The sequence below is a fragment of the Bacillus sp. Root131 genome, assembly GCF_001429475.1.
GTDB classification, from domain to species: domain Bacteria; phylum Bacillota; class Bacilli; order Bacillales; family Bacillaceae_G; genus Bacillus_A; species Bacillus_A thuringiensis_S.
In genome coordinates, this window is the sequence record NZ_LMJQ01000001.1 from 93,072 (window position 1) to 116,251 (window position 23,180).

A 23,180-nucleotide genomic window follows, 5' to 3' on the forward strand; every position below is an offset into this window, starting at 1 on the left:
GAGCTGAAGAGCAAGTGCATGAGAAAATCTCAATCAAAACGATGACAGATTATCATTTGTATGATTTTATGCGGTGTCCGCATAAATTTTATTTTCGTCATATAAAAAGAAGAGAACCTTCTTCATTTGAATGGCAACAAATAGCGCAAATGATTGTGAATCAAATTATTAACGAGTATTACACGCTACCTGCGGGTCAACAAACGAAAATTGTACTTTTAATATTAATAGAAAAGTATTGGAAAAAAGTAAGGATTAATATGTTTGCTTCGAAGACGGAGTACTATATTGTATTAGCGAAGCTAACGGATCACTTATTACAGTTTGTTGAAAGGGATGATAGTCAGACACCACCATTGTTTTTATACGAGAAGTTTCAAACATATATGGAAGAGTTAGGTGTCCACATGTCATTGACATTTGAAGTTGGTGAGTGGAATGCTGAGTCGTTTGTAATTAAAAAGTATGTTGTCGATGCGGATGAGGAAATGCTTGCTCTTTGTCAGAAGCTAATGACAGTATTCAGTTATAAAGCTTTCGGCGTTCTTCCAGGAAAAATTGAAGTTATTAATTTAATAGAAGGAACTAAGTATGAGTACATTCCGAAACAAGAAGATATTATAACTGGAATGGCTGATTTATCTAGAATGAAAGAAATGTTACAGCAACCTGAGCATTATACTGAGCGTCATTTTCGTTCTGAGTGTATAAGCTGTGCGTTTCGTAGTGAATGCCAAAGTGAAGAAGTAAAGAAAGAAGCGAAACAGAAGAAAAATATAGTTCATTAAAGGATGCAACTTTGCATCCTTTTTTGTTATTGACATGAAAAGCTTTTCATCATTTACGGTATATTTGTAGCAGATTTTAATAAAGTGAAACTTTAATCAGTGGGGTTTTGTTCATCACCCACTGATTTATTAGCCTTAACCAATCGGGCTTTAACGGGCAGCCCGCCCCCCACCTAACTTCTTTGCTTCCGCTGAATTTTGAGGTGGGGGTCTTACTGCCCGCAAATAGCGGGATAAAGGGAGGAATAATCAATGAAAGATGAAACGAAAGTATTTCAATGGTTAAAAGAACAAAATGCTCCTTTTGAAATTCAACTGCAAATCTTACAGGCATTTCAATTGTATAAAGTTATTGTTGAAATGGATAAAAAGTTAATGATGTATGAGGAAAGAGTATACAGGGAGAGAATGTAATCTCATCCCTGTAATATCGTTTTTAGCTGTTCTGTACTTGTAATGAATTCGAGTTCATTCTCTGACTCAAAGTTATAAATAATATTATGTAGTAAAGGACTGTATTGATAAAAGGTAGTAATGCGGTGAATGAGTAATGGATCATGATGAGAAATAAGTGTACTGTACTGTTCATATACAGATGTAGTAAACTCATGTCCGAAATCATAATATAGTCCTGCAAAATCAAAAGCAGGATCGCCAATTTGCGCATCACCAAAATCGATAACACCTGAAATGCTTTTGTTCTGCTTGTTAAATAAAATGTGATGATGTGTAAAATCAGCGTGAATGATTGTGTTTTGAAAAGTGGATGTAGCTAAACATGCAAAGAAATTTTCAAATAAGCGATTTAAGGCTAGTTTCTGTAATGAAGTAAGGTTAGTAGTGAGATATTGGTTTAATTTTGTTTGTAGCTCTTTCCAGTAGGTACATGTTTTTCTAATAGGGAAACATAGCGTTGTAACTTGGTTTAAAGGAATACTATGTAGTACCGCAAGGAAAGTAGCTAATTTTGTAATAATTGCTTTCAGCTCTGTATCCTCCAGCGTGGCAATTGTTTCTGTTTTTAATGGTTCACCATGAATGAGAGTATAGTAACTACAAAGAGGAACCTCATCAGATTCATTTTTATAAATTAGGTGATATTGTGGAACTTTGATTTCTTGTAGTGATTGAGTGAGAATTGTGCATAGTTCTTTTTCTAACGGAATTCGCATTGCATATTCCTGTTTTCGCGGGAAACGAAACAGTAGCTCATCATTTACTATAACTGCTACATTATCCCATCCTCCTTTATTTTGTTTATATGAACGTATAGAAAGATTAGGCAAAGCTTCTTTTATATAATGTTTGTAAGAGTCCATAATTGTTCCTCGTTTCTGAGTTAAGTTATTCTACTTTATGATATCAGAATTTTCTTTCTATATGTTAAAATATAGCTATCATTATGAAGAAGGGCGGGAGTATTACGAAAAAAAGATTGTTAATCATTTCTCTATGTATCGCTTTTGTATTGTTTTGGTCATATAAAGAGAAGGTTTTTGCTACCTTTAAACCGATTGATCAGTACGAGTTAAATAAGGAATTAAAGAACAAAAGTATAGAAAATTTAACTCATAATGAAATGAAAAAGGTAGGAGAGCATTTTGTGACCGAGCAACTATCAGTGTTTGAGTTTACTAATAAAGAAGATGTGAAACGAAAAGGTGAAGAACTATTTTTAAATAGAGGGTATGAACAATTAATGGGAAATTATTATCCAAATCGTTTTCAAGATTTAGAGTATAAATTTACAAACGAGGAGATACGTGAAGAGACCGATGAGAGTTTTCTTTATCAAGCTGTAGCGTACGTTGCGGGTACTGAAAATGGTAAGAGAAGCAAAATGAAATTGAATTATGAAGTGAAAATTGTAAAGGTTAATAATATATTTATGGTGCTAGAACAAAAGCAGCGCGTACAATAAAGGAAATTCATTGCTCAATAGAACATTTGGGGGTGTACTACTTAATGCGGAATAAAAAGGCCCTCAAGGAATCAAGGGCCTTTAAAGATTTTCATTTTGTTGACCAAGTTCTTTTTGAGCAATATATAAATTTCCTTGCTCGACTTGTTTAAGTGTATGAACAGAATCTCCTGCATATCCTTTTTGTGTTTTAACAGTTCTTTTTGAACGATTGGAATTTTGTTTCTTCATATAATAGGCACCTTTCATCAAAAATAAACGAAAATGATAAGTATGAGTAATACAGCAGCGAAAATGGTAATGCCCATTAAAAACGAAGTGTTTTTATATTTAGGTGGCTTATGTACATCTTGCCGATATCCAGGTGAAATTTCAGGGGCAAATTCTTCATCGAATGATTGCTTTTTTTCTTTGTCGTCCATATGTACCCACCTTTCTTTTTCATTATATTACACGTTACAAGAAAAAATATGCATAAAGAAAACAGCCGCTTTATTATTAGCGGCTGTTTTCTTTATGCATATTTTCGTTGTACTTGAAAGAGACGGATAAGTAGGAAGGCAGCGCCAAATGCTAGACCGATAATAAGACCGATCCAATAGCCTTTTGCGGCCCATTCTGTATACGTTGCTAGTATGTAACCTAGTGGTAGACCTATTATCCAATAAGCAATTAAAGTCATAATTAGAGCAACATTTACATCTTTATAACCACGCAGAGCTCCTTGTACAGGGGTTGCAATTGCATCTGAAATTTGAAATAAAATCGCAAAGATAAGAAATTCTTTTGCTAAATGATGAACTTTTGCATCTGTCGTATAAATAGAAGCAATTTGATTATCAAAGAAGTAGAGAAGAATCGAATATAATAAAGCAAAGGCAAGGGCTAATCCAATTCCAATCAGTCCGTATTGTTTTGCATTATCGTAACGTTTTGCTCCGACTTCGAATCCGACTGCAATAGTCATTGCCATTGCTAAACTTAGCGGAGTCATATATAACAAGGAAGCAAAGTTCATAGCTGCTTGGTGAGCTGCAATAGTTGTCGTACTAAAATTACTCATCATAAGCGTTACCGCAGCGAAAATACTTGTTTCAAAAAAGATAGCAAATCCGATAGGGACGCCAAGCTTTAAGAATGCTGTCCAACTCGAAAGAGAAGGACGATATAATTGTTTGAAAATGTTAAAAGAGGCAAAAGGCTCTTTCGTCTGAATAATAATGACTGTAATAATTAAAATGCACCAATATGTTGCAGTGGAAGCAATTGCTGCTCCGACACCACCAAGCTTTGGGAAACCGAAGTTACCAAAAATTAATAGGTAATTTAATATTACGTTAATTGGTAATGATAGTAATGTAATAATCATCGTTGTTCGAGTTTTTCCTAATGCATCAATAAATCCACGTAAAACAGTGTACGTGAATAAAGGTATAATTCCTATTGCGATAATACTTAAAAATTGAGCTGCAATTCGTTCCACAGGTTCTTCTAAGCGCATGCCGTTTAAAATAGGTGAAACGACGAAGAAACCGATGAGGATAACAACGAAGCTAGCACAAATTGCTAAATAAACTGCTTGTATGACAACGTGGGGAACGTCCTCTTTTTTCTTGGATCCAACGAGCTGTGCAACAATGGGAGTAGTAGCCATTAAAATTCCTGTTAATCCCGTACTAACTGGAAGCCATATACTTGTTCCAATTGCAACACCTGCTAAATCAGTTGGACTTGCATGTCCTGACATTGTTGTATCAAAAAAACTCATCGCAAATAATGACATTTGCGTTACGAAAATCGGAAAAAATAGTAATACAAATTGCTTTAACTTTTGTGAGAATGAAGTAGTTTCTTTCATAAAATCCCCTTTCCGTATAAAAAAACAAACTCTTACTATCATACAATTTAATCAAAGATTAGAAAAGAAATACGCGCCTACAACATATGAAACCAATAAAAAAAGGATGCACTTTGAAAAGGGATAAGGTATTATGATAAGGTGTGAAAAAATTACATATTATTTGTTATTAAGGAGGCACTACTTGTGGCTGATTGGTTAATTGGTTTAATCATGGGTGCTGTTGAAGGGTTAACAGAGTTTCTACCAGTATCATCAACAGGACATATGATTTTAACAGGACATTTAATTGGATTTGAAGATGAGAGAGCGAAAGTTTTCGAAGTTGTTATCCAATTGGGATCGATTTTAGCAGTTGTTGTTATATTCTGGAAGCGTCTATGGTCGTTAGTTGGAATAGGAAAAGTAACAGACGGACCATCGTTAAATTTATTACATATTATTATCGGGATGATTCCTGCCGGGGTACTTGGCGTATTATTCCATAGCACTATTAAAGAGGTTTTATTTGGTCCAGGACCAGTTGTTATTAGCTTAGTAGCCGGTGGTATTTTAATGATTGTTGCTGAGAAGTTTTCAAAACCAAGTACAGCAAGAACGTTAGATGAAATCACATATAAACAGGCATTTACAATTGGAATGTTCCAATGTTTAGCTCTTTGGCCAGGGTTTTCTCGTTCTGGTTCTACAATCAGTGGTGGTTTATTAGCTCGCGTGTCGCATACAGCGGCAGCTGAATATACGTTCATTTTAGCGGTACCGATGATGGTAGCTGCAAGTGGGTTAGATTTAATTAAAAGCTGGGATGTATTAAGCTCAGCAGATATAACGCTATTTGTAACAGGATTTGTAACTGCATTCGTTGTTGCGATGCTTGCAATTGTTTCATTCTTGAAATTATTATCTCGTGTAAAACTAACACCGTTCGCTTACTATCGTTTCATTTTAGCTGCGGTATTCTATTTCTTCATTATGTAATAAAAAAAACTGCCGAGCTCGGCAGTTTTTTTATTTTACTATTTTTTCCACCATATTTTCCATTACATGCTCCCAAAGAGAAGTATCATCAGCTAATGTAGCACGGAAATTAGCATACATTTCTTTTTGTTTTTCTTCGAATGTTGGATCTTCTTTTTCAGGTAATGTAGCGCGCATTGAAGTTACTAATTCTTGTACTTTTGGAGCGCGTGGTCCAAAGACGGCTTGTTCATTTCCATCTTTATCAATGAAAATAAAGATTGGAATCGCACGTGCTGTTCCATTTGTTAAATATTGATCCATTAATTCTAAGTTTTCATCGCGAATTAATAAACTCATATCAATATTTGCAACTTCAGAAATTCGTTTCATAACAGGTACGCATAAAAGAGCATCGCCACACCAATCAGCAGTTAATACGATAACACGCCAGCCGTCATTTTGACGTTCTTCTAATACAGGAAGTAATTCATTTGGAATTAAAAAGTTATTGTAAATGTGTAGTAGCTCGTATTGGTTTACTTGCATTTCATTCACATATGTATCAAAGGACATACCTTTATCAGCCCATTGTTGTAAGTTCATAATTAACACCTCTTTAGTAAGATTTGCTTTCATTGTACCAATTTTTATATAGAAAAGCTTGTATTCTTACTCTTTCTCGTCACTTAATAATTTATTTAAGAGGAAAAAGAATAGTACGACACATAATTCAGCTGTGTTGGACATTTGTACGCTTTCTATCCAATTATCAGCAGTATGAATGACGAACCAATCTAGTGTAATTTCAATGAACGAGAAAAGAGTAATAGAAATCCAATTTGGCATGTTTTGTGTCAGTGGATATAGCAGCGCTTTGAAGAAACTGAAGATGAAAAATGTAATACTGTCTAAGAAAGTGATTAATAAAAAAAGAGAAGTAACGCAGTACGTGAACTATACTCTATACCTGTAATTTGAAAGATTCCTACATATACAAAAAATATAAATGCAAAAACGATAATGAGAAAAAGAGCAATAATACTAGTGATAATCGTTTTATCTTTTAGGCTGAGATTTGAGAATTTCTCCTCCTCATGCATTAAAATACCCCCTTTTTCTGGAAGTTAACTTCATTTTATCATGAAATACCTATTAAAAAACTACGAATTATGGGAAAATAAGGTGACAAAAAGTAAGATTTCATGTAAAATTGTTAATAAGGTTTTTATTTAACTAAATGAAATAAAAGGAGCTGTCAAAGTTGTCTCAAAATCGAGAGCAATTAATGGAAGAACTATCGACAAATGTGTTTGCTATGTTTCGCACATTGCGTAATGATATCGGAAAAATATTCGGTGGTTACATACCGTGGAATGAATTCATCGTCCTGAGAATATTAAATCGTACGAATAAAGAAATGGTATCGCGTGTAGCAAATGAATTAAATGTGTCGAATAGTCATATTACAGCTGTTACAGAAAAATTAATTAATAAAGGTTTTGTAACTCGTTCACGTTCTACATCGGATCGCCGAGTTGTGTATTTAGAGATTACAGAACAAGGGAAAGATTTAGTTGCGAAAATGGAAGATGCGAAAAAACAATATTTACAAGAAAGATTCTCTGCACTTTCAGAAGATGAAATGAGTGTAATGATTTCGATTTCCAAAAAACTTATTTAAGTGATTATAAACAAGAAAACGCTTACGTGATGAAAAAGAAGATCTTCCTTATATATGGAAGGTCTTCTTTCGTGTGTAGTAGATGTTAAAAAATAAAATGTGTATGAAAAAAGATAGAGCGCCATACTACTAATACAAGGAAGGGAGGGAGAAATATGACGAATCGTAACGGTAGTAAAGGGAGCGGTAATCAAGGATCACCAAAGTCCGGCCAGTTTAATCAGGAATTTAGCACTGAATTTGAAACTGGTAATGATAATAAAGGGAAAGAATATCGTTCGAAAAAAGGAAGTAAATCAAAAAAGGAGTGAATATATTCACTCCTTTTTTGATTTAAGATGCTGCCGATTGATCAGTATTATATTTTTCTTCTGATTTTGCGACAATCATTGCACAAATTGCATCACCAGAAATGTTTACAGCTGTTCTTGACATATCTAGAATACGGTCAATACCAATAATTAAAGCGATACCTTCTACTGGTAGATTTACTTGATTTAAAACCATTGTAAGCATTACAAGTCCAACACCTGGTACACCAGCAGTACCAATACTAGCTAGTACAGCAGTTAATACGACCATAGCTAATTGCGGTAATGTAAGTTCAACTCCGTATACTTGAGCGATAAATACAGTTGCTACCCCTTGCATAATAGCGGTACCATCCATATTAATCGTTGCACCGAGTGGTTGTACAAATGAGCTGATTGCTTTTGGAACTCCAAGCTTCTCTTGTGCGGTTTTCATTGCAAATGGAAGAGATGCATTAGAGCTAGATGTGCTAAAGCCAATTGCCATTACCGGTCCGAAATGCTTAAAGAACCGGACGATACTTTCTTTTGCTAATACCTTTAATAGGCCGCCATATACAAAGACCCCGTGAATAATGAGTACTAACATAACGACAATCATATACTTGAACATCGCAGCGACGCCTGCAAGACCCATTTTACCAACGGATGAAGCGAGCAAACCGAATGTTCCAATTGGGGCTAATTTCATAACGAGATTAACAAGATACATCATTAATTCGTTGCCCTGTTCAAGTAATGAATGGATACCTTGAACTCGTTTTCCTAAAATAGCTATACCGAGTCCAATCAATACGGCAAAGGCAATGATTTGTAACATATTTCCGTCAGCCATTGCTTTTGCTGGGTTATCTGGTACGATATTTAGCAATGTTTCGACGAAAGATGTTTCAGTTTTTGCACCTTCATACTTAAGACCTTCTGTTTTAAAATTACCGCCAGCTCCTGGTTTTATAATAAGTGCAAATGTAACCGCTATAGAGATGGCAACCGCAGTTGTTACGAGAAAGAATGAAATTGATTTTAAACCGATTCTTCCAAGTTGTTTCGGATCTCCAAGGCCGGCAGCACCAAGTACGATAGAAATGAATACAACAGGAACAACTAGCATTTTAATAAGGCGAATAAACAATTGACCAATTGGGTTGAACACATATTGATTTAGTGGCTCAAAGATAGATGGAGCGGCTAAATTTAGAGTGAGTCCAACAACTAGACCTAGAAATAATGCGATTAAGATTGCTTTTGTTTGTTTCAATAAAATCCCCCCTTTTGTTTTTGCGAAAGTTCTTTCTAAAGTAATTATACCGAAAAAATCCCTAATTTAACAATATTTTCTGAATTTTTTGTTTTTATTTAAGTGTAGATAGACTGATTTTGTGTTTGGAAAATAAAATAGACCATCACATAGGATGGTCTAGGGAAGGGGACAATTTATGTCAATTTAATTAGGGATGGAAGYTGYTYWAAGACACTGGGGAATGTCTTAAAAATTAGGGAGGAACAACTTCGATAYATATACTATAAAAGGTAGGTGTGACTCTCATGTGAACATAGGGTGAAAGAGAGAGGGAGTTTTAAAGAAAAGATAGAAAGACAAAAAAATAAGACCATCATTTATAAGATGGTCAAGGAAGGGGACAATTTATGTCAATTTAATTAGGGATGGAAGTTGTTCAAAGACACTGGGGAATGTCTTAAAAATTAGGGAGGAACANATTAGGGATGGAAGCTATTCAAAGACACTGGGGAATGTCTTAAAAATTAGGGAGGAACAGCTTCGATACATATACTATAAAAGGTGGATGTGACCTCTGTGTGAACATAGAGTGAAAGAGAGAGGGAGTTTTAAAGAAAAGATAGAAAGACAAAAAAATAAGACCATCATTTATAAGATGGTCAAGGAAGGGGACAATTTATGTCAATTTAATTAGGGATGGAAGCTATTCAAAGACACTGGGGAATGTCTTAAAAATTAGGGAGGAACAGCTTCGATACATATACTATAAAAGGTGGATGTGACCTCTGTGTGAACATAGAGTGAAAGAGAGGTACTATCAAAAGCTTATTATGGAAAAGATTATANAATTAGGGATGGAAGCTATTCAAAGACACTGGGGAATGTCTTAAAAATTAGGGAGGAACAGCTTCGATACATATACTATAAAAGGTGGATGTGACCTCTATGTGAACATAGAGTGAAAGATATGGGGATTTGAAAAATAGTACATATGAAATTGTTATTGCTAGCAATATTGAGCTAGGATATATAGTTTTCCAGCATAAAACAAAAAGGAATCTGAATATAAATAAAAGTTGTAATCTATGAAAAAAAGGATTATGCTCAACTATATTATAAGAATATAAGGTTTGTCCCAATTGTTTAAGGGCTTTTTAAAAGCTTTTTATTTATGAGGGGAAAGCTTCACTTTAATAAGGGAGTTAGTGATATGGAAGTAACAAAAAAACAAGGGCTGTATAATCGTCTTATACGATTAAACCCACCACAAATATTAGCATTAGGTTTTTTCTGCTTAATTGTGGTTGGCGGTTTGTTATTAAAGTTACCATTCGCAACGAAAGCACATATTAGTTGGGTAGATGCTTTCTTTACAGCAACGTCAGCAGCGACCGTAACTGGTTTGGGAGTAGTGGATACAGCAAGTACATTTACGATGTTTGGCGAAATTGTTATTATGTTTTTAATTCAAACAGGTGGTCTAGGTCTTATGACAATTGCCATTTTAATTGTTTGGGTATTAGGCAAAAAAATCGGATTACGCCATCGTTTATTAATTGGAGAAGCATTTAATCAAACAAATATAGGTGGTCTTGTAAAATTAGTAAAGCGTGTCTTTATATTTTCGATTTGTATTGAGCTTATTGGGGTCATCTTTTTATCGTTTCGCTTTATTCCAGAGTTTGGTTTTGGAAAAGGTTTATACTATAGTATTTTTCATGTAATTGCATCTTATAATAATGCAGGATTTGCTTTATGGCCAGATAATTTAACAAGATATGTAGGGGATCCCATTATTAATATTGGGATTTGCTCTTTAATTGTAATAGGTGGACTCGGTTTTACCGTATTAATTGATATATGGTATAGTCGCAGTTTTCGAAAATTATCACTTCACTCAAAAATAATGATTATTGGAACAGTAGTGTTAAATGTTATAGCAATGATTGTAATTTTTGTATTGGAATATAATAATGTGAAGACGTTAGGGAATTTATCTTTAAATGAAAAACTATGGGCTTCCTTCTTTCAAGGTATTACCCCGCGGACAGCTGGATTTAATACGATTGACTATGGAGGTATGGAAGAATCATCTATATTATTTACGATGATTTTAATGTTTATTGGTGCAGGAAGTGTATCAACAGGTGGAGGAATTAAATTAACAACGTTTGTTATCTTAATTACATCTGTCCTTTCTTTCTTTAGAAAAAAGGAAGAAATTGTTTTATTTCAGCGTACAATTAAAATGTCGACAGTAACGAGGGCCTTAGCGATTGCTGTTGCTAGTCAAATACTTATTTTTACAGCGGTATTTATATTAATGCTTACAGAAAACTTCAGCTTTATTCAATTATTATTTGAGACAATATCAGCGTTTGGCACAGTCGGATTAACGATGGGAATTACTGCAAAGCTATCGGCATTCGGAAAATGTATTATTATGTTTGTTATGTTTTGCGGATTAATTGGACCGTTAACACTTGTGTTTTCTTTAGCGCGACCAGCAAAACAAAAAATAAAATATCCATCGGAAGATGTGTTTACAGGATAAGGTATCCCGCGTTAAGCGAGATACCTTTTTCTTTTTTAGAACAGGGAGAACAATAAACCAATAAGTGCTACTCGGAATAAAATTGCGATAAGTGCAGCAATCCCACCGACAACTGCAGCGATACCGCCAGTTACAGTAGCTCCGCGATTATAAGCGTAAATACCGAGTAAAACAGAAACAAGACCAAATAGTGTTGGGAATGTAAATAGCGATAAGATAGATAGCGCAAGAGCGATAAAACCAGCAGTTGATCCAGCGGCGGATGATTTTACAACATCTTTATCGTCTTTATCATCGTAATCATAATCAATGCGTTGTGGTGCAACCTCAGCGGCGTACTCTTCTTTATAGTCACTATAATCACTATCTATTCTATCTCTTCTTTTATAATCATCAAATTTCTCAGTCAAAGTCATGACTCCTTTCATAACAAGGTTCAATAGTAGTATGTATCTCTTTTTCTTTTTTATCCTGCTATTTGTGGGAGTCGAGCTACGTACACATCCTACTGATTAAAGTTTCACTATACCGGAGCATGTACAGGGAGTAGTATCTTTTAAAAGGAGGAAAATGTTTTCTTGAAATAGGAAAAGTTAGTATGACTTCCTCTATTTTGGAAAGTATAAAAAGGAATAAAGAGGAAAGGGTGCAATACATAATGGAACATCCAATTGAAAATTTAATGAAAACGGCAATGACAAATTTAAAAGAGATGGTAGATGTAAATACAATTGTTGGGAGCCCGGTCTCAACAGCTGACGGAAATGTAGTATTAACAGTATCTCAGGTGGCTTTTGGTTTTGGAGCTGGTGGAAGTGATTTTAAAGGGGATTTCATTACTGAAAAACATAACGGTGGGCAAAATCAGCATAAAGAGAAAAAGCAAGGGCATCCATTTGGAGGAGGAAGCGGGGCTGGGGTTTCTATTAGCCCAGTTGCTTTTTTAGTAGTCGGTTCTAACGGTGTGCAAGTATTACACCTCAATAGTAGTATACATTTAATTGAAAAGGCTTTAAATACGGTACCAAGCACTGTAGATAAATTTGTAAATGGTCGCCAAAAGTGAACTTGCATTTTTTAGGAATTATGATATATTAGAAAAAGTGCGCTTTAGGATGATCGGAATAATTGAACTGTAAATATATATGATGTGTGGAATAAGGGAGAGGAATTTATGATTAATATCAAAAACTTAGTAGTTGGTTTATGTATGTTAGTAAGCGGTTTTGTTGTATATGTAATAAAAGAAAAAGCTCCATTCTAAAACAGACAAACCGTTACTGTCTGTTTTTAATTTACAAAAAATGTTGACAAGTTATTTTATTGATGTTAAAATTTTAATTCGTGTCTCGGTTACAGCTAGTATAAAGTAAATAAATCTTATAAATGTAATACGAAAAGTTTGCGAAAGATCGGGTAGTCTTACCAACAACTTTTGTGAACAAACCCTATAAATTATAAGTGTAAGCTTTATAGGTATACTAGTGAATCAAGGAGCGGTCAGTGGAACCGTAATGATGAGAGAGAGGTAGGGCTTTCATCCAGTATATGTTACTTTCCCGTTAGGTGAATATAAAAAAGAGGACTCCTTTTCAAAAGGAGTCCTCTTTCTTTTTTTAAGTGCGAATTTCAACTTGTTGACAAATTTCATCCGTTGTTAAACCGTGAGCTGTAATGACTGATCCTTTAATTGATGCATCTGCAATGCCCATCACATTAGAATCTTGCCCAGTTACAACGCAACAATCACACCCTTGTGCATCCTGTTCTGAGTTAAGTGTAACAACTTCATGACCTTGTTGCTGAAGAGCTTGTTGAACGTCTGTTAATGAGTTTTCAACGCCAATTCTAGCCATAATTCTCACCTCCTACCATCTAATTGCTAGTATGCTCAAGTTCACTGCATATATTTATGAAAAGACGGTAGGAAGTAAATCTTTGTTTAGTCGTTATATACGCCAGTAAGCATTTGACTAACGAATTGATCGTTTAATGTATCTTGTGCAGAAGAAGTATTTGAATGGATGTCGATTGAAGCAATAAAATGATTATGTTCTTGCGTGTTTGGTTCTACCTCTACGTAATTATCGAATTTACAAAAACCTTTCGTGTCCATTAGATCAAATAATTGCAACATTTCTACTACCTCTTGTCTCGTTCCTTTAATTTGTACACATGCCATATTTATTTCCTCCTTCATTTTGACAAATTGTTTTTTAAAAATAGGATTATGATTACGAAATGAAAAATATGAATGTTATTTTTAGACAGCGCTATTTTTGTTATTTTCCCCCTTTTTCAGCAAAAGTCGTTATATATTCCCGGATTTATAAAATCGGACGTCCGTTTATTGAATACAATAGATTCGTATTAATTGATGAAAATCCTTCTTTTAAACAAATATTTTTTTAGTGAAAATTGGCGAAAAAAATTTTCGGGCTTTTTGTAAACGTTAACAATGTTGTTAAATCAATACAATTGAAGATGTACGTACGATTAAAAATTATAAATTTTCTAAAAAATTTACTTGATTTATTTAAAAAGGAGAGTAAACTAGGAAACAATAAAAAATTCATAGAACATAGGAGGCACTTCCAGTGAATGAGCAATGGATTTTCTTAAATGGAGAATTTGTTCCGAAAGATGAAGCAAAAGTTTCGGTATATGATCATGGCTATTTATATGGCGATGGAGTATTTGAAGGAATTAGAGTTTATAGCGGTAATGTTTTCCGTTTGAGAGAGCATCTTGTCCGGTTGTATGAATCAGCAAAATCAATCCTTTTAGAAATTCCATATTCATTAGATGAAGTAACGAATATTGTTGTTGAGACGATTCGACAAAATAAATTATCTAATGGATACATTCGCCTTGTTGTATCAAGAGGAGCAGGAAATCTTGGATTGGATCCCGATTCATGTAAGAAGCCGAATGTAGTAGTAATTGCAGAACAATTATCTTTATTCCCACAAGAATATTATGAGAAAGGGATTCCAGTTGTAACAGTTGCAACGCGCCGAAATCGTCCCGATGTTTTATCCCCTCAAGTAAAATCTTTAAATTACTTAAACAATATTTTAGTTCGTATTGAAGCGAAATTAGCTGGAGTACAAGAAGCACTTATGTTAAATGATCAAGGATATGTAGCTGAAGGATCAGGAGATAACGTGTTTATTGTTAAAGGAAATAAATTAATTACACCACCAAGTTCTGCTGGAGCGTTAGAAGGTATTACACGAAACGCCATTTTAGAAATCGGCGAAAAACTTGGATATGACGTAAGAGAAGAGTTATTTACAAGACATGATGTATATGTAGCTGATGAAGTGTTTTTAACAGGAACAGCTGCTGAAGTTATTGCTGTTACGACAGTAGATGGTAGAACGATTGGTTTAGGGCAAACGGGTCCACATACGAATCGTTTATTGGAAGAATTCCGAAAGTTAGTTATAGAAGATGGAGAGAAAATTTACGAAGAAAATAAAGTTGGATAACAACTTTTTATAACATAAGAAAGCGTTGAGAGGGAGGAGTAGTTGATTGTGAAGCCTCACAGAGAGTCGGTGGTTGCTGAAAACCGATGGTTCACGTCGACGAACATCGCCCTTGAGTGCTAAGCTGAAGCATTTGTCTAGGCTTAGACGGTAGCTCCGTTATTAGCTAGATCCATTTATGGGTCACTGAGGCAAGAGTATTCTTGCAAAGAAGGGTGGTACCGCGAAATCTTTCGTCCCTTCAGCACATAGCTGGAGTGTGGACGTAGGATTTTTTTTATTGATAAAGGTTTTCAAAAAGGGGGCTTATAAGAACAATGTCTTCAAAAACGGAAGAGAAACTGGCAACTGGTGCACAGCTATTGTTAGAAGCGCTAGAAAAGGAAGGAGTAGAAGTGATTTTCGGTTATCCTGGTGGTGCTGTTTTACCTCTCTATGATGCACTGTATGATTGTGAAATTCCTCATATTTTAACAAGGCATGAGCAAGGAGCAATTCACGCTGCTGAAGGGTATGCCAGAATTACTGGTAATCCAGGGGTTGTCATTGCAACGAGTGGTCCAGGTGCTACAAATGTGATTACTGGTCTAGCAGATGCGATGATTGATTCATTACCACTTGTTGTATTTACAGGGCAAGTAGCAACAACGTTAATTGGAAGTGATGCTTTCCAAGAAGCGGATATTATGGGGCTTACAATGCCGGTGACAAAACATAACTATCAAGTGCGAAAGGCTTCAGATTTACCTCGAATTATTAAAGAAGCATTTCATATTGCTAAAACAGGAAGACCAGGCCCAGTCGTGATCGATCTTCCGAAAGATATGGTAGTAGAGCAAGGAGAACGATGTAATGATGTGCAAATGGATTTACCAGGATACAACCCAAATTATGAACCAAATTTACTCCAAATAAACAAATTATTACAAGCAATTAGTGCTGCAAACAAGCCGTTAATTTTAGCTGGAGCAGGTGTATTGCATGCGAAAGCATCAAAAGAGTTAACAAGTTTTGCGCGTAAATATGAAATTCCTGTTGTGCATACATTACTTGGTCTTGGTGGCTTTCCGCCAGATGATGAACTTTTTCTAGGGATGGGGGGAATGCATGGTTCTTACACAGCCAATATGGCGTTATATGAATGCGACTTACTCATTAATGTAGGCGCGAGATTTGATGATCGGCTTACTGGAAATTTAGCTTATTTTGCTAAAGGAGCGACTGTCGCGCATATCGATATCGATCCAGCAGAAATCGGAAAAAATGTGCCGACTGAAATTCCTATTGTTGCAAGTGCTAAGCGGGCATTGGAAGTATTACTTCAACCAGAAGGAAGGAAAGGAAATCATCATGAATGGATCTCTTTATTAAAGAGTAGAAAAGAACAGTATCCATTCTCTTATAAACGAAACTCTGAAAGTATTAAACCTCAATACGCAATTGATATGCTATATGAAATCACGAAAGGAGAAGCGATTGTAACAACAGACGTTGGGCAACATCAAATGTGGGCAGCGCAATATTATCCGCTGAAAAATCCAGATAAATGGGTAACTTCTGGCGGATTGGGAACGATGGGATTCGGATTTCCAGCAGCAATTGGTGCGCAAATCGCAAAGCCTGAAGAACTAGTCATTGCAATTGTTGGTGACGCTGGGTTTCAAATGACTCTACAAGAATTAAGTGTATTAAAAGAACATTCTTTACCTGTTAAAGTATTTATTTTAAATAATGAAGCTTTAGGAATGGTAAGGCAATGGCAAGACGAATTTTATAATCAAAGATATTCACATTCCTTATTGTCGTGTCAACCAGATTTCGTCGCTCTTGCGAATGCGTATGGTATAAAAGCTGTTCGTATTGATGATCCACTTCTTGCAAAGAAGCAGTTGAAGCATGCGATTGAATTAAAAGAACCAGTCTTAATTGATTGCCGTGTACTTCAATCTGAGAAAGTTATGCCGATGGTTGCGCCCGGGAAAGGCGTTCACCAAATGGAAGGAGTGGAAAAAAGGTGAAGAGAATTGTTACAGCGACAGTTCGAAATCAAAGTGGTGTGTTAAACCGAATTACAGGGGTTATGACACGAAGACATTTTAATATTGAAAGTATTTCAGTAGGTCATACGGAATCATCAGATATATCGCGAATGACGATAGTTGTGCATGTGGAAAGTGAACAGCAAGTTGAGCAGTTAATTAAACAACTTCATAAGCAAATCGATGTTCTGAAAGTATCAGATATTACAGAAGAAGCGATGATTGCTAGAGAGCTTGCTCTTATTAAAGTAGCAACTTCTGTAGCAAGGGCGGAATTATATAGTTTAATTGAACCGTTTCGAGCCGCTGTAATAGATGTTGGGAAGGATTCCATAGTTGTGCAAGTAACAGGTACGCAAGATAAAGTGGAAGCGTTAATTGAATTACTTAGACCATACGGTTTGAAAGAAATTGCGAGAACAGGTGTAACAGCATTTACACGTAGTATGAAAAAACAAGATAAGCAAGTTATGTTAATTCAATAATCATTTAAATATAGGGGGAAATGAAAATGGCAAAAGTTTATTATGAGAAAGATGTAACAGTAAATGTATTAAAGGAAAAGAAAGTAGCAATCATCGGATATGGCTCGCAAGGTCATGCGCATGCGCAAAATTTACGTGATAACGGATTTGATGTAGTAGTAGGTTTAAGAAAAGGTAAGTCTTGGGATAAAGCGAATGAAGATGGATTTTCTGTATATACAGTAGCAGAAGCAGCGGAAAAAGCTGATGTAGTAATGATTCTACTGCCTGATGAATTACAACCAGAAGTATATAAAGCTGAAATTGAACCAAATTTACAAGCCGGAAATTCTCTCGTGTTCGCACATGGATTTAATGTTCACTTTGATCAAGTAAAACCACCAGCTAATGTAGATGTATTTCTAGTAGCGCCAAAAGGACCGGGGCATCTCGTACGCCGTACGTTCGCCGAGGGCGGGGCTGTTCCTGCACTATTTGCCGTATATCAAGATGCAACAGGAGTTGCGACTGAAAAAGCACTTTCTTATGCTGACGGAATTGGAGCAACGAGAGCTGGTGTATTAGAAACGACGTTTAAAGAAGAAACAGAAACAGATTTATTTGGAGAGCAAGCTGTACTCTGCGGCGGAGTGACTGCACTTGTAAAAGCAGGGTTTGAAACGTTAGTTGATGCGGGATACCAGCCTGAACTTGCATATTTTGAATGTTTACATGAACTGAAGCTAATCGTTGACCTTATGTATGAAGGTGGACTTGAAAATATGAGATATTCAGTTTCAGATACAGCGCAGTGGGGAGACTTCGTATCAGGACCACGCGTTGTTACTGAAGATACGAAGAAAGCGATGGGGGCAGTATTAGCAGAAATTCAAGATGGTACATTTGCAAGAGGCTGGATTGCAGAGCATAAAGCAGGAAGACCAAATTTCCACGCGACAAATGAGAAAGAGAATGAACATGAAATTGAAGTAGTTGGACGTAAATTACGTGAAATGATGCCTTTCGTACAGCCGCGAGTAAAGGTAGGGATTAAATAATATGAAGCAGATTTTGTTCATGGATACAACGCTTCGTGATGGCGAACAATCACCAGGAGTAAATTTAAATGAACAAGAGAAATTACAAATTGCTAGGCAATTAGAGAGGCTTGGTATTCATGTAATGGAAGCTGGATTCGCGGCAGCTTCCGAAGGTGACTTCCAATCAGTAAAACGCATCGCGAATACAATTCAAAATGCTACGGTTATGAGTTTAGCTAGAGCGAAAGAAAGTGACATTCGAAGAGCATATGAAGCAGTGAAAGGTGCTGTATCTCCTCGTCTACACGTATTTCTAGCTACGAGTGATATTCATATGAAATATAAACTTTGTATGTCAAAAGAAGACGTGTTAAATAGTATTCATCGTTCGGTTACGCTTGGAAAATCATTATTTCCGACAGTACAATTTTCTGCAGAAGATGCGACAAGAACATCGAGAGCATTTTTAGCTGAAGCAGTAGAAACTGCGATTCGCGCAGGAGCGAATGTAATTAATATTCCGGATACAGTTGGATATACGAATCCAGAAGAATATTATTCTCTTTTCAAATACTTACAAGAATCCGTTCCATCATATGAAAAAGCGATTTTTTCTTGTCACTGTCACGATGATCTTGGTATGGCAGTAGCAAATTCGTTAGCTGCGGTTGAAGGCGGAGCATTGCAAGTAGAAGGAACGATTAATGGCATTGGAGAAAGAGCAGGGAATGCAGCGTTAGAAGAAGTTGCGGTTGCTCTTCATATTAGAAAAGATTTTTATAAAGCAGAACCTTCTATGACTTTAAAAGAGATTAAGGCGACGAGTACATTAGTAAGCAGGTTAACGGGTATGGTTGTACCGAAAAATAAAGCAATCGTTGGAGCGAATGCATTTGCTCATGAATCAGGCATCCACCAAGATGGGGTTCTAAAAGAAGTAACAACTTATGAAATTATCGAACCAGCGCTTATAGGAGAATCTCAAAATCTCTTTGTACTTGGGAAACATTCTGGCCGTCATGCGTTTACGGAAAAAATGAAAGAGCTTGGTTATGAATTTACAAATGAAGAGCGAGATGCGGTATTCGAAGCGTTTAAAAAATTGGCTGATCGTAAAAAGGAAATTACTGAGGAAGATTTACGCGCACTTATGCTTGGTGAAGCAGCATTTGCAGCCCAGCAATATAACATTACGCAATTACAAGTGCATTTCGTATCAAATAGTACACAATGCGCAACAGTTGTGCTGAAGGATGAGGAAGGAAATGTATATGAAGATGCAGCCACTGGTTCTGGTAGTATTGAAGCGATATACAATGCGATTCAAAGAATTTTAGGACTAGAATGTGAATTGGCAGATTATCGCATACAATCTATTACACAAGGTCAAGATGCACTTGCTCACGTTCATGTTGAATTAAAAGAAGGTAGTCACCAAATATCAGGTTTCGGAGTTGCGCAAGACGTATTGGAAGCGTCGGCGAGAGCTTATGTCCATGCAGCAGGGAAATTAAAATCTCTTATAGCGCTTGTGAAATAAATATTTGATAGGTGAGAGAAGTTTTCCTCACCTATCAAATTAAAGTTCTGAAAATTCAGTTAAAAGGAGTGTTAAAAATGGAAAAACGTATCGTTTGTTTAGCTGGTGATGGTGTCGGTCCAGAAGTTATGGAAAGTGCGAAGGAAGTATTGCATATGGTAGAAAGGCTATATGGACATCATTTTCATTTGCAAGATGAGTACTTTGGTGGTGTTGCTATCGATTTAACTGGGCAACCATTACCACAGCGAACACTTGCCGCCTGTTTAGCGAGTGATGCGGTTTTACTTGGAGCAGTAGGTGGACCAAGGTGGGATAGTGCGAAAGAAAGGCCTGAGAAAGGATTATTAGCATTAAGAAAAGGACTCGGTGTATTTGCGAATGTTCGCCCTGTAACGGTAGAAAGTGCAACTGCACATTTATCACCATTAAAAAATGTGGATGAAATTGATTTCGTTGTCGTTCGTGAATTAACAGGCGGAATTTATTTTTCTTATCCGAAAGAGCGAACGGAAGAAGTGGCGACAGATACACTTACGTATCATCGCCATGAAATTGAACGTATCGTTTCGTATGCTTTTCAATTAGCGAATAAGCGGAAGAAAAAAGTAACATCTATTGATAAAGCGAATGTTTTAGAGTCTAGTAAACTATGGAGAACTGTGACAGAAGAAGTAGCACTTCGCTACCCAAATGTGGAAGTAGAACACATTTTAGTAGATGCAGCGGCTATGGAATTAATTCGAAATCCAGGAAGATTTGACGTTATTGTAACGGAAAATTTATTTGGTGATATTTTAAGTGATGAGGCTTCAGTATTAGCTGGATCATTAGGAATGCTTCCATCAGCAAGTCACGCTGAAAAGGGGCCTTCATTATACGAGCCTATTCACGGATCAGCGCCGGATATTGCGGGGGAAAATAAGGCGAATCCAATTGCGATGATGCGTTCTGTTGCAATGATGCTTGGGCAATCGTTCGGATTAACGAGGGAAGGATATGCAATTGAAGAAGCAGTTTCTGCAGTCCTTAAATCAGGAAAATGTACAGCAGATATCGGGGGGACTGAAACGACAATTTCATTTACAAAGGCAGTTATTCAAGAAATGGAAGAGCAAGCGTTAGTAGGGAGAGGAAAATAATGGGGAAAAGGTTACTAGATAAGCTTTGGGAAAGACATGTAGTTGCGACTAATGAAAATGGATTGGATTTATTATATATCGATCTACATCTTGTTCATGAAGTAACGTCACCGCAAGCCTTTGAAGGCTTGCGGCTTACAAATCGAAGAGTCCGCAGACCAGATTTAACATTTGCAACGATGGATCATAATATTCCAACGAAAGATGTTTGGAATATTACCGATCGTATTGCGAAGCAGCAACTAGATACACTTCGGGAAAATTGTAAACAATTTCAGGTGCCATTAGCGGATATCGGAGATGAAGAGCAAGGGATCGTTCATGTTATAGGACCAGAACTTGGACTCACACAGCCAGGAAAAACGATTGTTTGTGGTGATAGTCATACAGCAACACACGGTGCTTTTGGTGCACTAGCGTTTGGTATTGGTACGAGTGAAGTGGAACATGTATTGGCAACGCAAACGTTATGGCAACGAAAGCCGAAAGCGATGGGCATTGAGTTAAAAGGAAAGTTACCGCAAGGTGTTTATGCGAAAGATATTATTTTACATCTCCTTTCAAAGTACGGAGTAGCAGTTGGAACAGGTTACGTAATGGAGTTTTACGGAGAGACCATTCATGCTATGGATATGGAAGAGAGGATGACGCTTTGCAATATGGCAATTGAAGGGGGAGCAAAGGCTGGTATTATTGCACCAGATGAAAAAACGGTTGCTTACGTAAAAGGGCGTAAATATGCGCCGAAAGACTATGAATCTATTAAGAAAAAATGGTCAGAACTTTATACAGATTTAGATGCAGTTTATGATTTACATATTTCAGTAGATGTTACGGATTTAGCGCCGTACGTTACGTGGGGAACAAATCCTAGTATGGGTGTTCGGATTGATGAGAAATTGCCAGAAAAGTATGATGCAAATGACGAAAGAGCGTTTTCTTATATGGGATTGAGTCCCGGACAAAGTACGTATGACATTCCAGTTCAACATGTTTTCATTGGATCTTGTACAAATTCTAGGCTTTCTGACTTAGAAATTGCTGCATCTGTCGTGAAAGGTAAGAAAGTAAAAGAAGGTGTGCGAGCACTTGTTGTACCCGGATCTCAAAGGGTAAGAGAAGCAGCGATGCATAAAGGATTACATCGCATATTTGAAGAAGCTGGATTTGAATGGAGAGAGCCCGGATGCTCAATGTGTCTAGGTATGAATCCAGATCAAGTGCCTGAAGGAGAACATTGTGCCTCTACGTCAAATCGCAATTTTGAAGGAAGACAAGGAAAGGGAGCACGAACGCATTTAGTTAGCCCGGCAATGGCGGCTGCGGCTGCGTTATATGGTCATTTTGTTGATATTAGAAAGGAGAGTTATGATGGAGCCATTTCGTATTCATAAAGGTACTGCCGCAGTACTGATGAATGATAACATTGATACAGATCAAATTATTCCGAAGCAATATTTAAAGAGAATTGAAAGAACTGGGTTTGGGAAGTTTTTATTTGATGAGTGGCGATATGATAATAATCGCCAAGAAACCCCTAATTTTCCTCTTAATGCACAAGAAAGAAAAGGAGCCAGCATATTAATTACAGGTGATAATTTTGGATGTGGCTCGTCAAGAGAACATGCTCCATGGGCGCTTGCTGATTATGGTTTCCGCGTTATTATCGCTGGAGGATTTGCCGATATCTTTTATATGAATTGTATGAAGAATGGCATGTTACCGATTGTAATGGATAAAGATATGCGTGAACAACTTGCTAAAACAGATGCGAGGGAACAAATCACAGTTGATTTAGAAAATGAAGTAATTACAACGAATACGCATAGATTCCATTTTACAATCGAGAAAATGTGGAAAGAGAAGTTATTAAATGGTTTAGATGAAATTAGTATTACAATGCAATATGAACAAGAAATAAAAGAGTATGAAAGAAAAGTGGCTTTATATTAAAAAAGTGACGGAATATTAAAAATGTATTTACATTCAAAATTAACTGTTATATACTATGTGAAAATCAGAGGAGAAAGGGAGTAAGTATTATGAATATCGTGCGATCTATTACAATGCTTACACAACTACATCATCATACATGAAACCCTTGAACCTAGCGTGAAAACGTGTAGGTACAAGGGGTATTCCCGTTGT

The 23,180-nt window shown here is 36.3% G+C and carries 26 protein-coding genes, 1 pseudogene and 1 other annotated feature; of the genes and pseudogenes, 17 read left to right on the forward strand and 10 right to left on the reverse strand.

Features of this window, described 5'->3' with window-relative positions; translation table 11 throughout:
- Window positions 1-14 precede the first annotated feature (14 nt).
- Together ASE54_RS00510 and ASE54_RS36160 are read left to right on the forward strand one after the other, a co-directional pair.
- On the forward strand, window positions 15-788 hold the full coding sequence (locus ASE54_RS00510) for a hypothetical protein (protein ID WP_000544581.1): 774 nt from the start codon (window positions 15-17) through the stop codon (window positions 786-788).
- A gap of 252 nt (window positions 789-1,040) precedes the next feature.
- Window positions 1,041-1,202 carry a hypothetical protein gene (locus ASE54_RS36160; protein ID WP_000651086.1) on the forward strand — a complete coding sequence of 54 codons (162 nt, stop codon included), beginning with the start codon at window positions 1,041-1,043 and terminating at the stop codon, window positions 1,200-1,202.
- A gap of 2 nt (window positions 1,203-1,204) precedes the next feature.
- Here the strand turns inward: ASE54_RS36160 and ASE54_RS00520 are convergent, their stop codons facing one another.
- Complete coding sequence (locus tag ASE54_RS00520; RefSeq protein WP_000378990.1) at window positions 1,205-2,107, reverse strand: aminoglycoside phosphotransferase family protein; 903 nt, start codon at window positions 2,105-2,107, stop codon at window positions 1,205-1,207.
- 83 nt (window positions 2,108-2,190) lie between these two features.
- Here ASE54_RS00520 and ASE54_RS00525 point away from each other — a divergent pair, with 83 nt between their 5' ends.
- Complete coding sequence (locus ASE54_RS00525; protein ID WP_002083113.1) at window positions 2,191-2,709, forward strand: hypothetical protein; 519 nt, start codon at window positions 2,191-2,193, stop codon at window positions 2,707-2,709.
- Window positions 2,710-2,790: 81 nt separating this feature from the next.
- Here the strand turns inward: ASE54_RS00525 and ASE54_RS36165 are convergent, their stop codons facing one another.
- The 3 genes from ASE54_RS36165 to ASE54_RS00540 all read right to left on the reverse strand — a co-directional run bounded on the left by ASE54_RS36165 (window position 2,791) and on the right by ASE54_RS00540 (window position 4,567).
- The gene (locus tag ASE54_RS36165) at window positions 2,791-2,940 is read right to left on the reverse strand and encodes a hypothetical protein (RefSeq protein ID WP_000744623.1); all 150 of its coding nucleotides are present in this window, start codon (window positions 2,938-2,940) and stop codon (window positions 2,791-2,793) included.
- A gap of 17 nt (window positions 2,941-2,957) precedes the next feature.
- Window positions 2,958-3,131 (reverse strand): hypothetical protein, encoded by a 174-nt coding sequence (locus ASE54_RS00535; protein WP_000341062.1) that lies wholly within the window; start codon window positions 3,129-3,131, stop codon window positions 2,958-2,960.
- A 92-nt stretch (window positions 3,132-3,223) separates the two neighbouring features.
- Window positions 3,224-4,567 carry an MATE family efflux transporter gene (locus ASE54_RS00540; RefSeq protein ID WP_014895206.1) on the reverse strand — a complete coding sequence of 448 codons (1,344 nt, stop codon included), beginning with the start codon at window positions 4,565-4,567 and terminating at the stop codon, window positions 3,224-3,226.
- A gap of 186 nt (window positions 4,568-4,753) precedes the next feature.
- On the opposite strand from ASE54_RS00540, the gene uppP reads away from it, so the two are divergent.
- Complete coding sequence (uppP, locus tag ASE54_RS00545) at window positions 4,754-5,545, forward strand: bacitracin resistance undecaprenyl-diphosphatase (RefSeq protein WP_000796263.1); 792 nt, start codon at window positions 4,754-4,756, stop codon at window positions 5,543-5,545.
- Window positions 5,546-5,575: 30 nt separating this feature from the next.
- Here the strand turns inward: uppP and ASE54_RS00550 are convergent, their stop codons facing one another.
- Together ASE54_RS00550 and ASE54_RS00555 are read right to left on the reverse strand one after the other, a co-directional pair.
- The gene (locus ASE54_RS00550) at window positions 5,576-6,163 is read right to left on the reverse strand and encodes a thioredoxin family protein (RefSeq protein WP_003260458.1); all 588 of its coding nucleotides are present in this window, start codon (window positions 6,161-6,163) and stop codon (window positions 5,576-5,578) included.
- A gap of 33 nt (window positions 6,164-6,196) precedes the next feature.
- Window positions 6,197-6,627: pseudogene (locus ASE54_RS00555) on the reverse strand (regulatory YrvL family protein).
- Between the two features lie 161 nt (window positions 6,628-6,788).
- Here ASE54_RS00555 and ASE54_RS00560 point away from each other — a divergent pair.
- Together ASE54_RS00560 and ASE54_RS00565 are read left to right on the forward strand one after the other, a co-directional pair.
- Window positions 6,789-7,208, forward strand: a complete 420-nt coding sequence (locus ASE54_RS00560; RefSeq protein WP_000081433.1) for a MarR family transcriptional regulator — start codon at window positions 6,789-6,791, stop codon at window positions 7,206-7,208.
- Between the two features lie 155 nt (window positions 7,209-7,363).
- Window positions 7,364-7,519: a hypothetical protein gene (locus ASE54_RS00565; RefSeq protein ID WP_000184928.1), complete on the forward strand. Its 156-nt coding sequence runs from the start codon at window positions 7,364-7,366 to the stop codon at window positions 7,517-7,519.
- A 22-nt stretch (window positions 7,520-7,541) separates the two neighbouring features.
- Here the strand turns inward: ASE54_RS00565 and ASE54_RS00570 are convergent, their stop codons facing one another.
- Complete coding sequence (locus ASE54_RS00570) at window positions 7,542-8,777, reverse strand: dicarboxylate/amino acid:cation symporter (protein WP_000814811.1); 1,236 nt, start codon at window positions 8,775-8,777, stop codon at window positions 7,542-7,544.
- Between the two features lie 1,192 nt (window positions 8,778-9,969).
- On the opposite strand from ASE54_RS00570, the gene ASE54_RS00575 reads away from it, so the two are divergent.
- A complete protein-coding gene (locus ASE54_RS00575) occupies window positions 9,970-11,313 on the forward strand; it encodes a TrkH family potassium uptake protein (protein ID WP_000454114.1) in 1,344 nt (447 codons plus the stop codon).
- A 35-nt stretch (window positions 11,314-11,348) separates the two neighbouring features.
- Here ASE54_RS00575 and ASE54_RS00580 read toward each other — a convergent pair whose 3' ends face one another.
- Window positions 11,349-11,723 carry a hypothetical protein gene (locus ASE54_RS00580; RefSeq protein ID WP_000136546.1) on the reverse strand — a complete coding sequence of 125 codons (375 nt, stop codon included), beginning with the start codon at window positions 11,721-11,723 and terminating at the stop codon, window positions 11,349-11,351.
- A gap of 188 nt (window positions 11,724-11,911) precedes the next feature.
- Between ASE54_RS00580 and ytfJ the strand changes: the two genes are divergently transcribed.
- Both ytfJ and ASE54_RS00590 read left to right on the forward strand, forming a co-directional pair.
- Entirely contained in the window at window positions 11,912-12,379 is a 468-nt protein-coding gene (gene ytfJ, locus ASE54_RS00585) for a GerW family sporulation protein (protein ID WP_000204239.1), read from the forward strand.
- A 108-nt stretch (window positions 12,380-12,487) separates the two neighbouring features.
- Window positions 12,488-12,577, forward strand: coding sequence for a hypothetical protein (locus tag ASE54_RS00590; protein WP_000608225.1), 90 nt, complete (start codon window positions 12,488-12,490; stop codon window positions 12,575-12,577).
- 352 nt (window positions 12,578-12,929) lie between these two features.
- On the opposite strand, the gene ASE54_RS00595 is transcribed toward ASE54_RS00590, so the two are convergent.
- Both ASE54_RS00595 and ASE54_RS00600 read right to left on the reverse strand, forming a co-directional pair.
- Window positions 12,930-13,169 carry a YkuS family protein gene (locus ASE54_RS00595; RefSeq protein WP_000101020.1) on the reverse strand — a complete coding sequence of 80 codons (240 nt, stop codon included), beginning with the start codon at window positions 13,167-13,169 and terminating at the stop codon, window positions 12,930-12,932.
- 86 nt (window positions 13,170-13,255) lie between these two features.
- Window positions 13,256-13,495, reverse strand: a complete 240-nt coding sequence (locus ASE54_RS00600) for a DUF3911 family protein (RefSeq protein WP_000752514.1) — start codon at window positions 13,493-13,495, stop codon at window positions 13,256-13,258.
- A 415-nt stretch (window positions 13,496-13,910) separates the two neighbouring features.
- Here ASE54_RS00600 and ilvE point away from each other — a divergent pair, with 415 nt between their 5' ends.
- The 8 genes from ilvE to leuD all read left to right on the forward strand — a co-directional run bounded on the left by ilvE (window position 13,911) and on the right by leuD (window position 22,985).
- Window positions 13,911-14,807, forward strand: a complete 897-nt coding sequence (gene ilvE, locus ASE54_RS00605; RefSeq protein ID WP_001005485.1) for a branched-chain-amino-acid transaminase — start codon at window positions 13,911-13,913, stop codon at window positions 14,805-14,807.
- A 16-nt stretch (window positions 14,808-14,823) separates the two neighbouring features.
- Window positions 14,824-15,051 (forward strand) — a binding site (T-box leader).
- A gap of 73 nt (window positions 15,052-15,124) precedes the next feature.
- Window positions 15,125-16,825, forward strand: coding sequence for an acetolactate synthase large subunit (gene ilvB / locus ASE54_RS00610; RefSeq protein WP_000095839.1), 1,701 nt, complete (start codon window positions 15,125-15,127; stop codon window positions 16,823-16,825).
- On the forward strand, window positions 16,822-17,331 hold the full coding sequence (gene ilvN, locus ASE54_RS00615; protein WP_000822952.1) for an acetolactate synthase small subunit: 510 nt from the start codon (window positions 16,822-16,824) through the stop codon (window positions 17,329-17,331). Before ilvB ends, ilvN begins: the two co-directional genes overlap by 4 nt.
- A gap of 26 nt (window positions 17,332-17,357) precedes the next feature.
- Window positions 17,358-18,368: a ketol-acid reductoisomerase gene (gene ilvC / locus ASE54_RS00620; protein WP_001151745.1), complete on the forward strand. Its 1,011-nt coding sequence runs from the start codon at window positions 17,358-17,360 to the stop codon at window positions 18,366-18,368.
- A gap of 1 nt (window position 18,369) precedes the next feature.
- Window positions 18,370-19,890, forward strand: coding sequence for a 2-isopropylmalate synthase (leuA, locus tag ASE54_RS00625; protein ID WP_000809594.1), 1,521 nt, complete (start codon window positions 18,370-18,372; stop codon window positions 19,888-19,890).
- A gap of 77 nt (window positions 19,891-19,967) precedes the next feature.
- Entirely contained in the window at window positions 19,968-21,032 is a 1,065-nt protein-coding gene (gene leuB / locus ASE54_RS00630) for a 3-isopropylmalate dehydrogenase (RefSeq protein WP_000415388.1), read from the forward strand.
- Window positions 21,032-22,426 carry a 3-isopropylmalate dehydratase large subunit gene (leuC, locus tag ASE54_RS00635; RefSeq protein WP_000518094.1) on the forward strand — a complete coding sequence of 465 codons (1,395 nt, stop codon included), beginning with the start codon at window positions 21,032-21,034 and terminating at the stop codon, window positions 22,424-22,426. Before leuB ends, leuC begins: the two co-directional genes overlap by 1 nt.
- Entirely contained in the window at window positions 22,404-22,985 is a 582-nt protein-coding gene (leuD, locus tag ASE54_RS00640) for a 3-isopropylmalate dehydratase small subunit (protein WP_000433194.1), read from the forward strand. The genes leuC and leuD overlap by 23 nt, the downstream gene beginning before the upstream one ends.
- Window positions 22,986-23,180 lie beyond the last annotated feature (195 nt).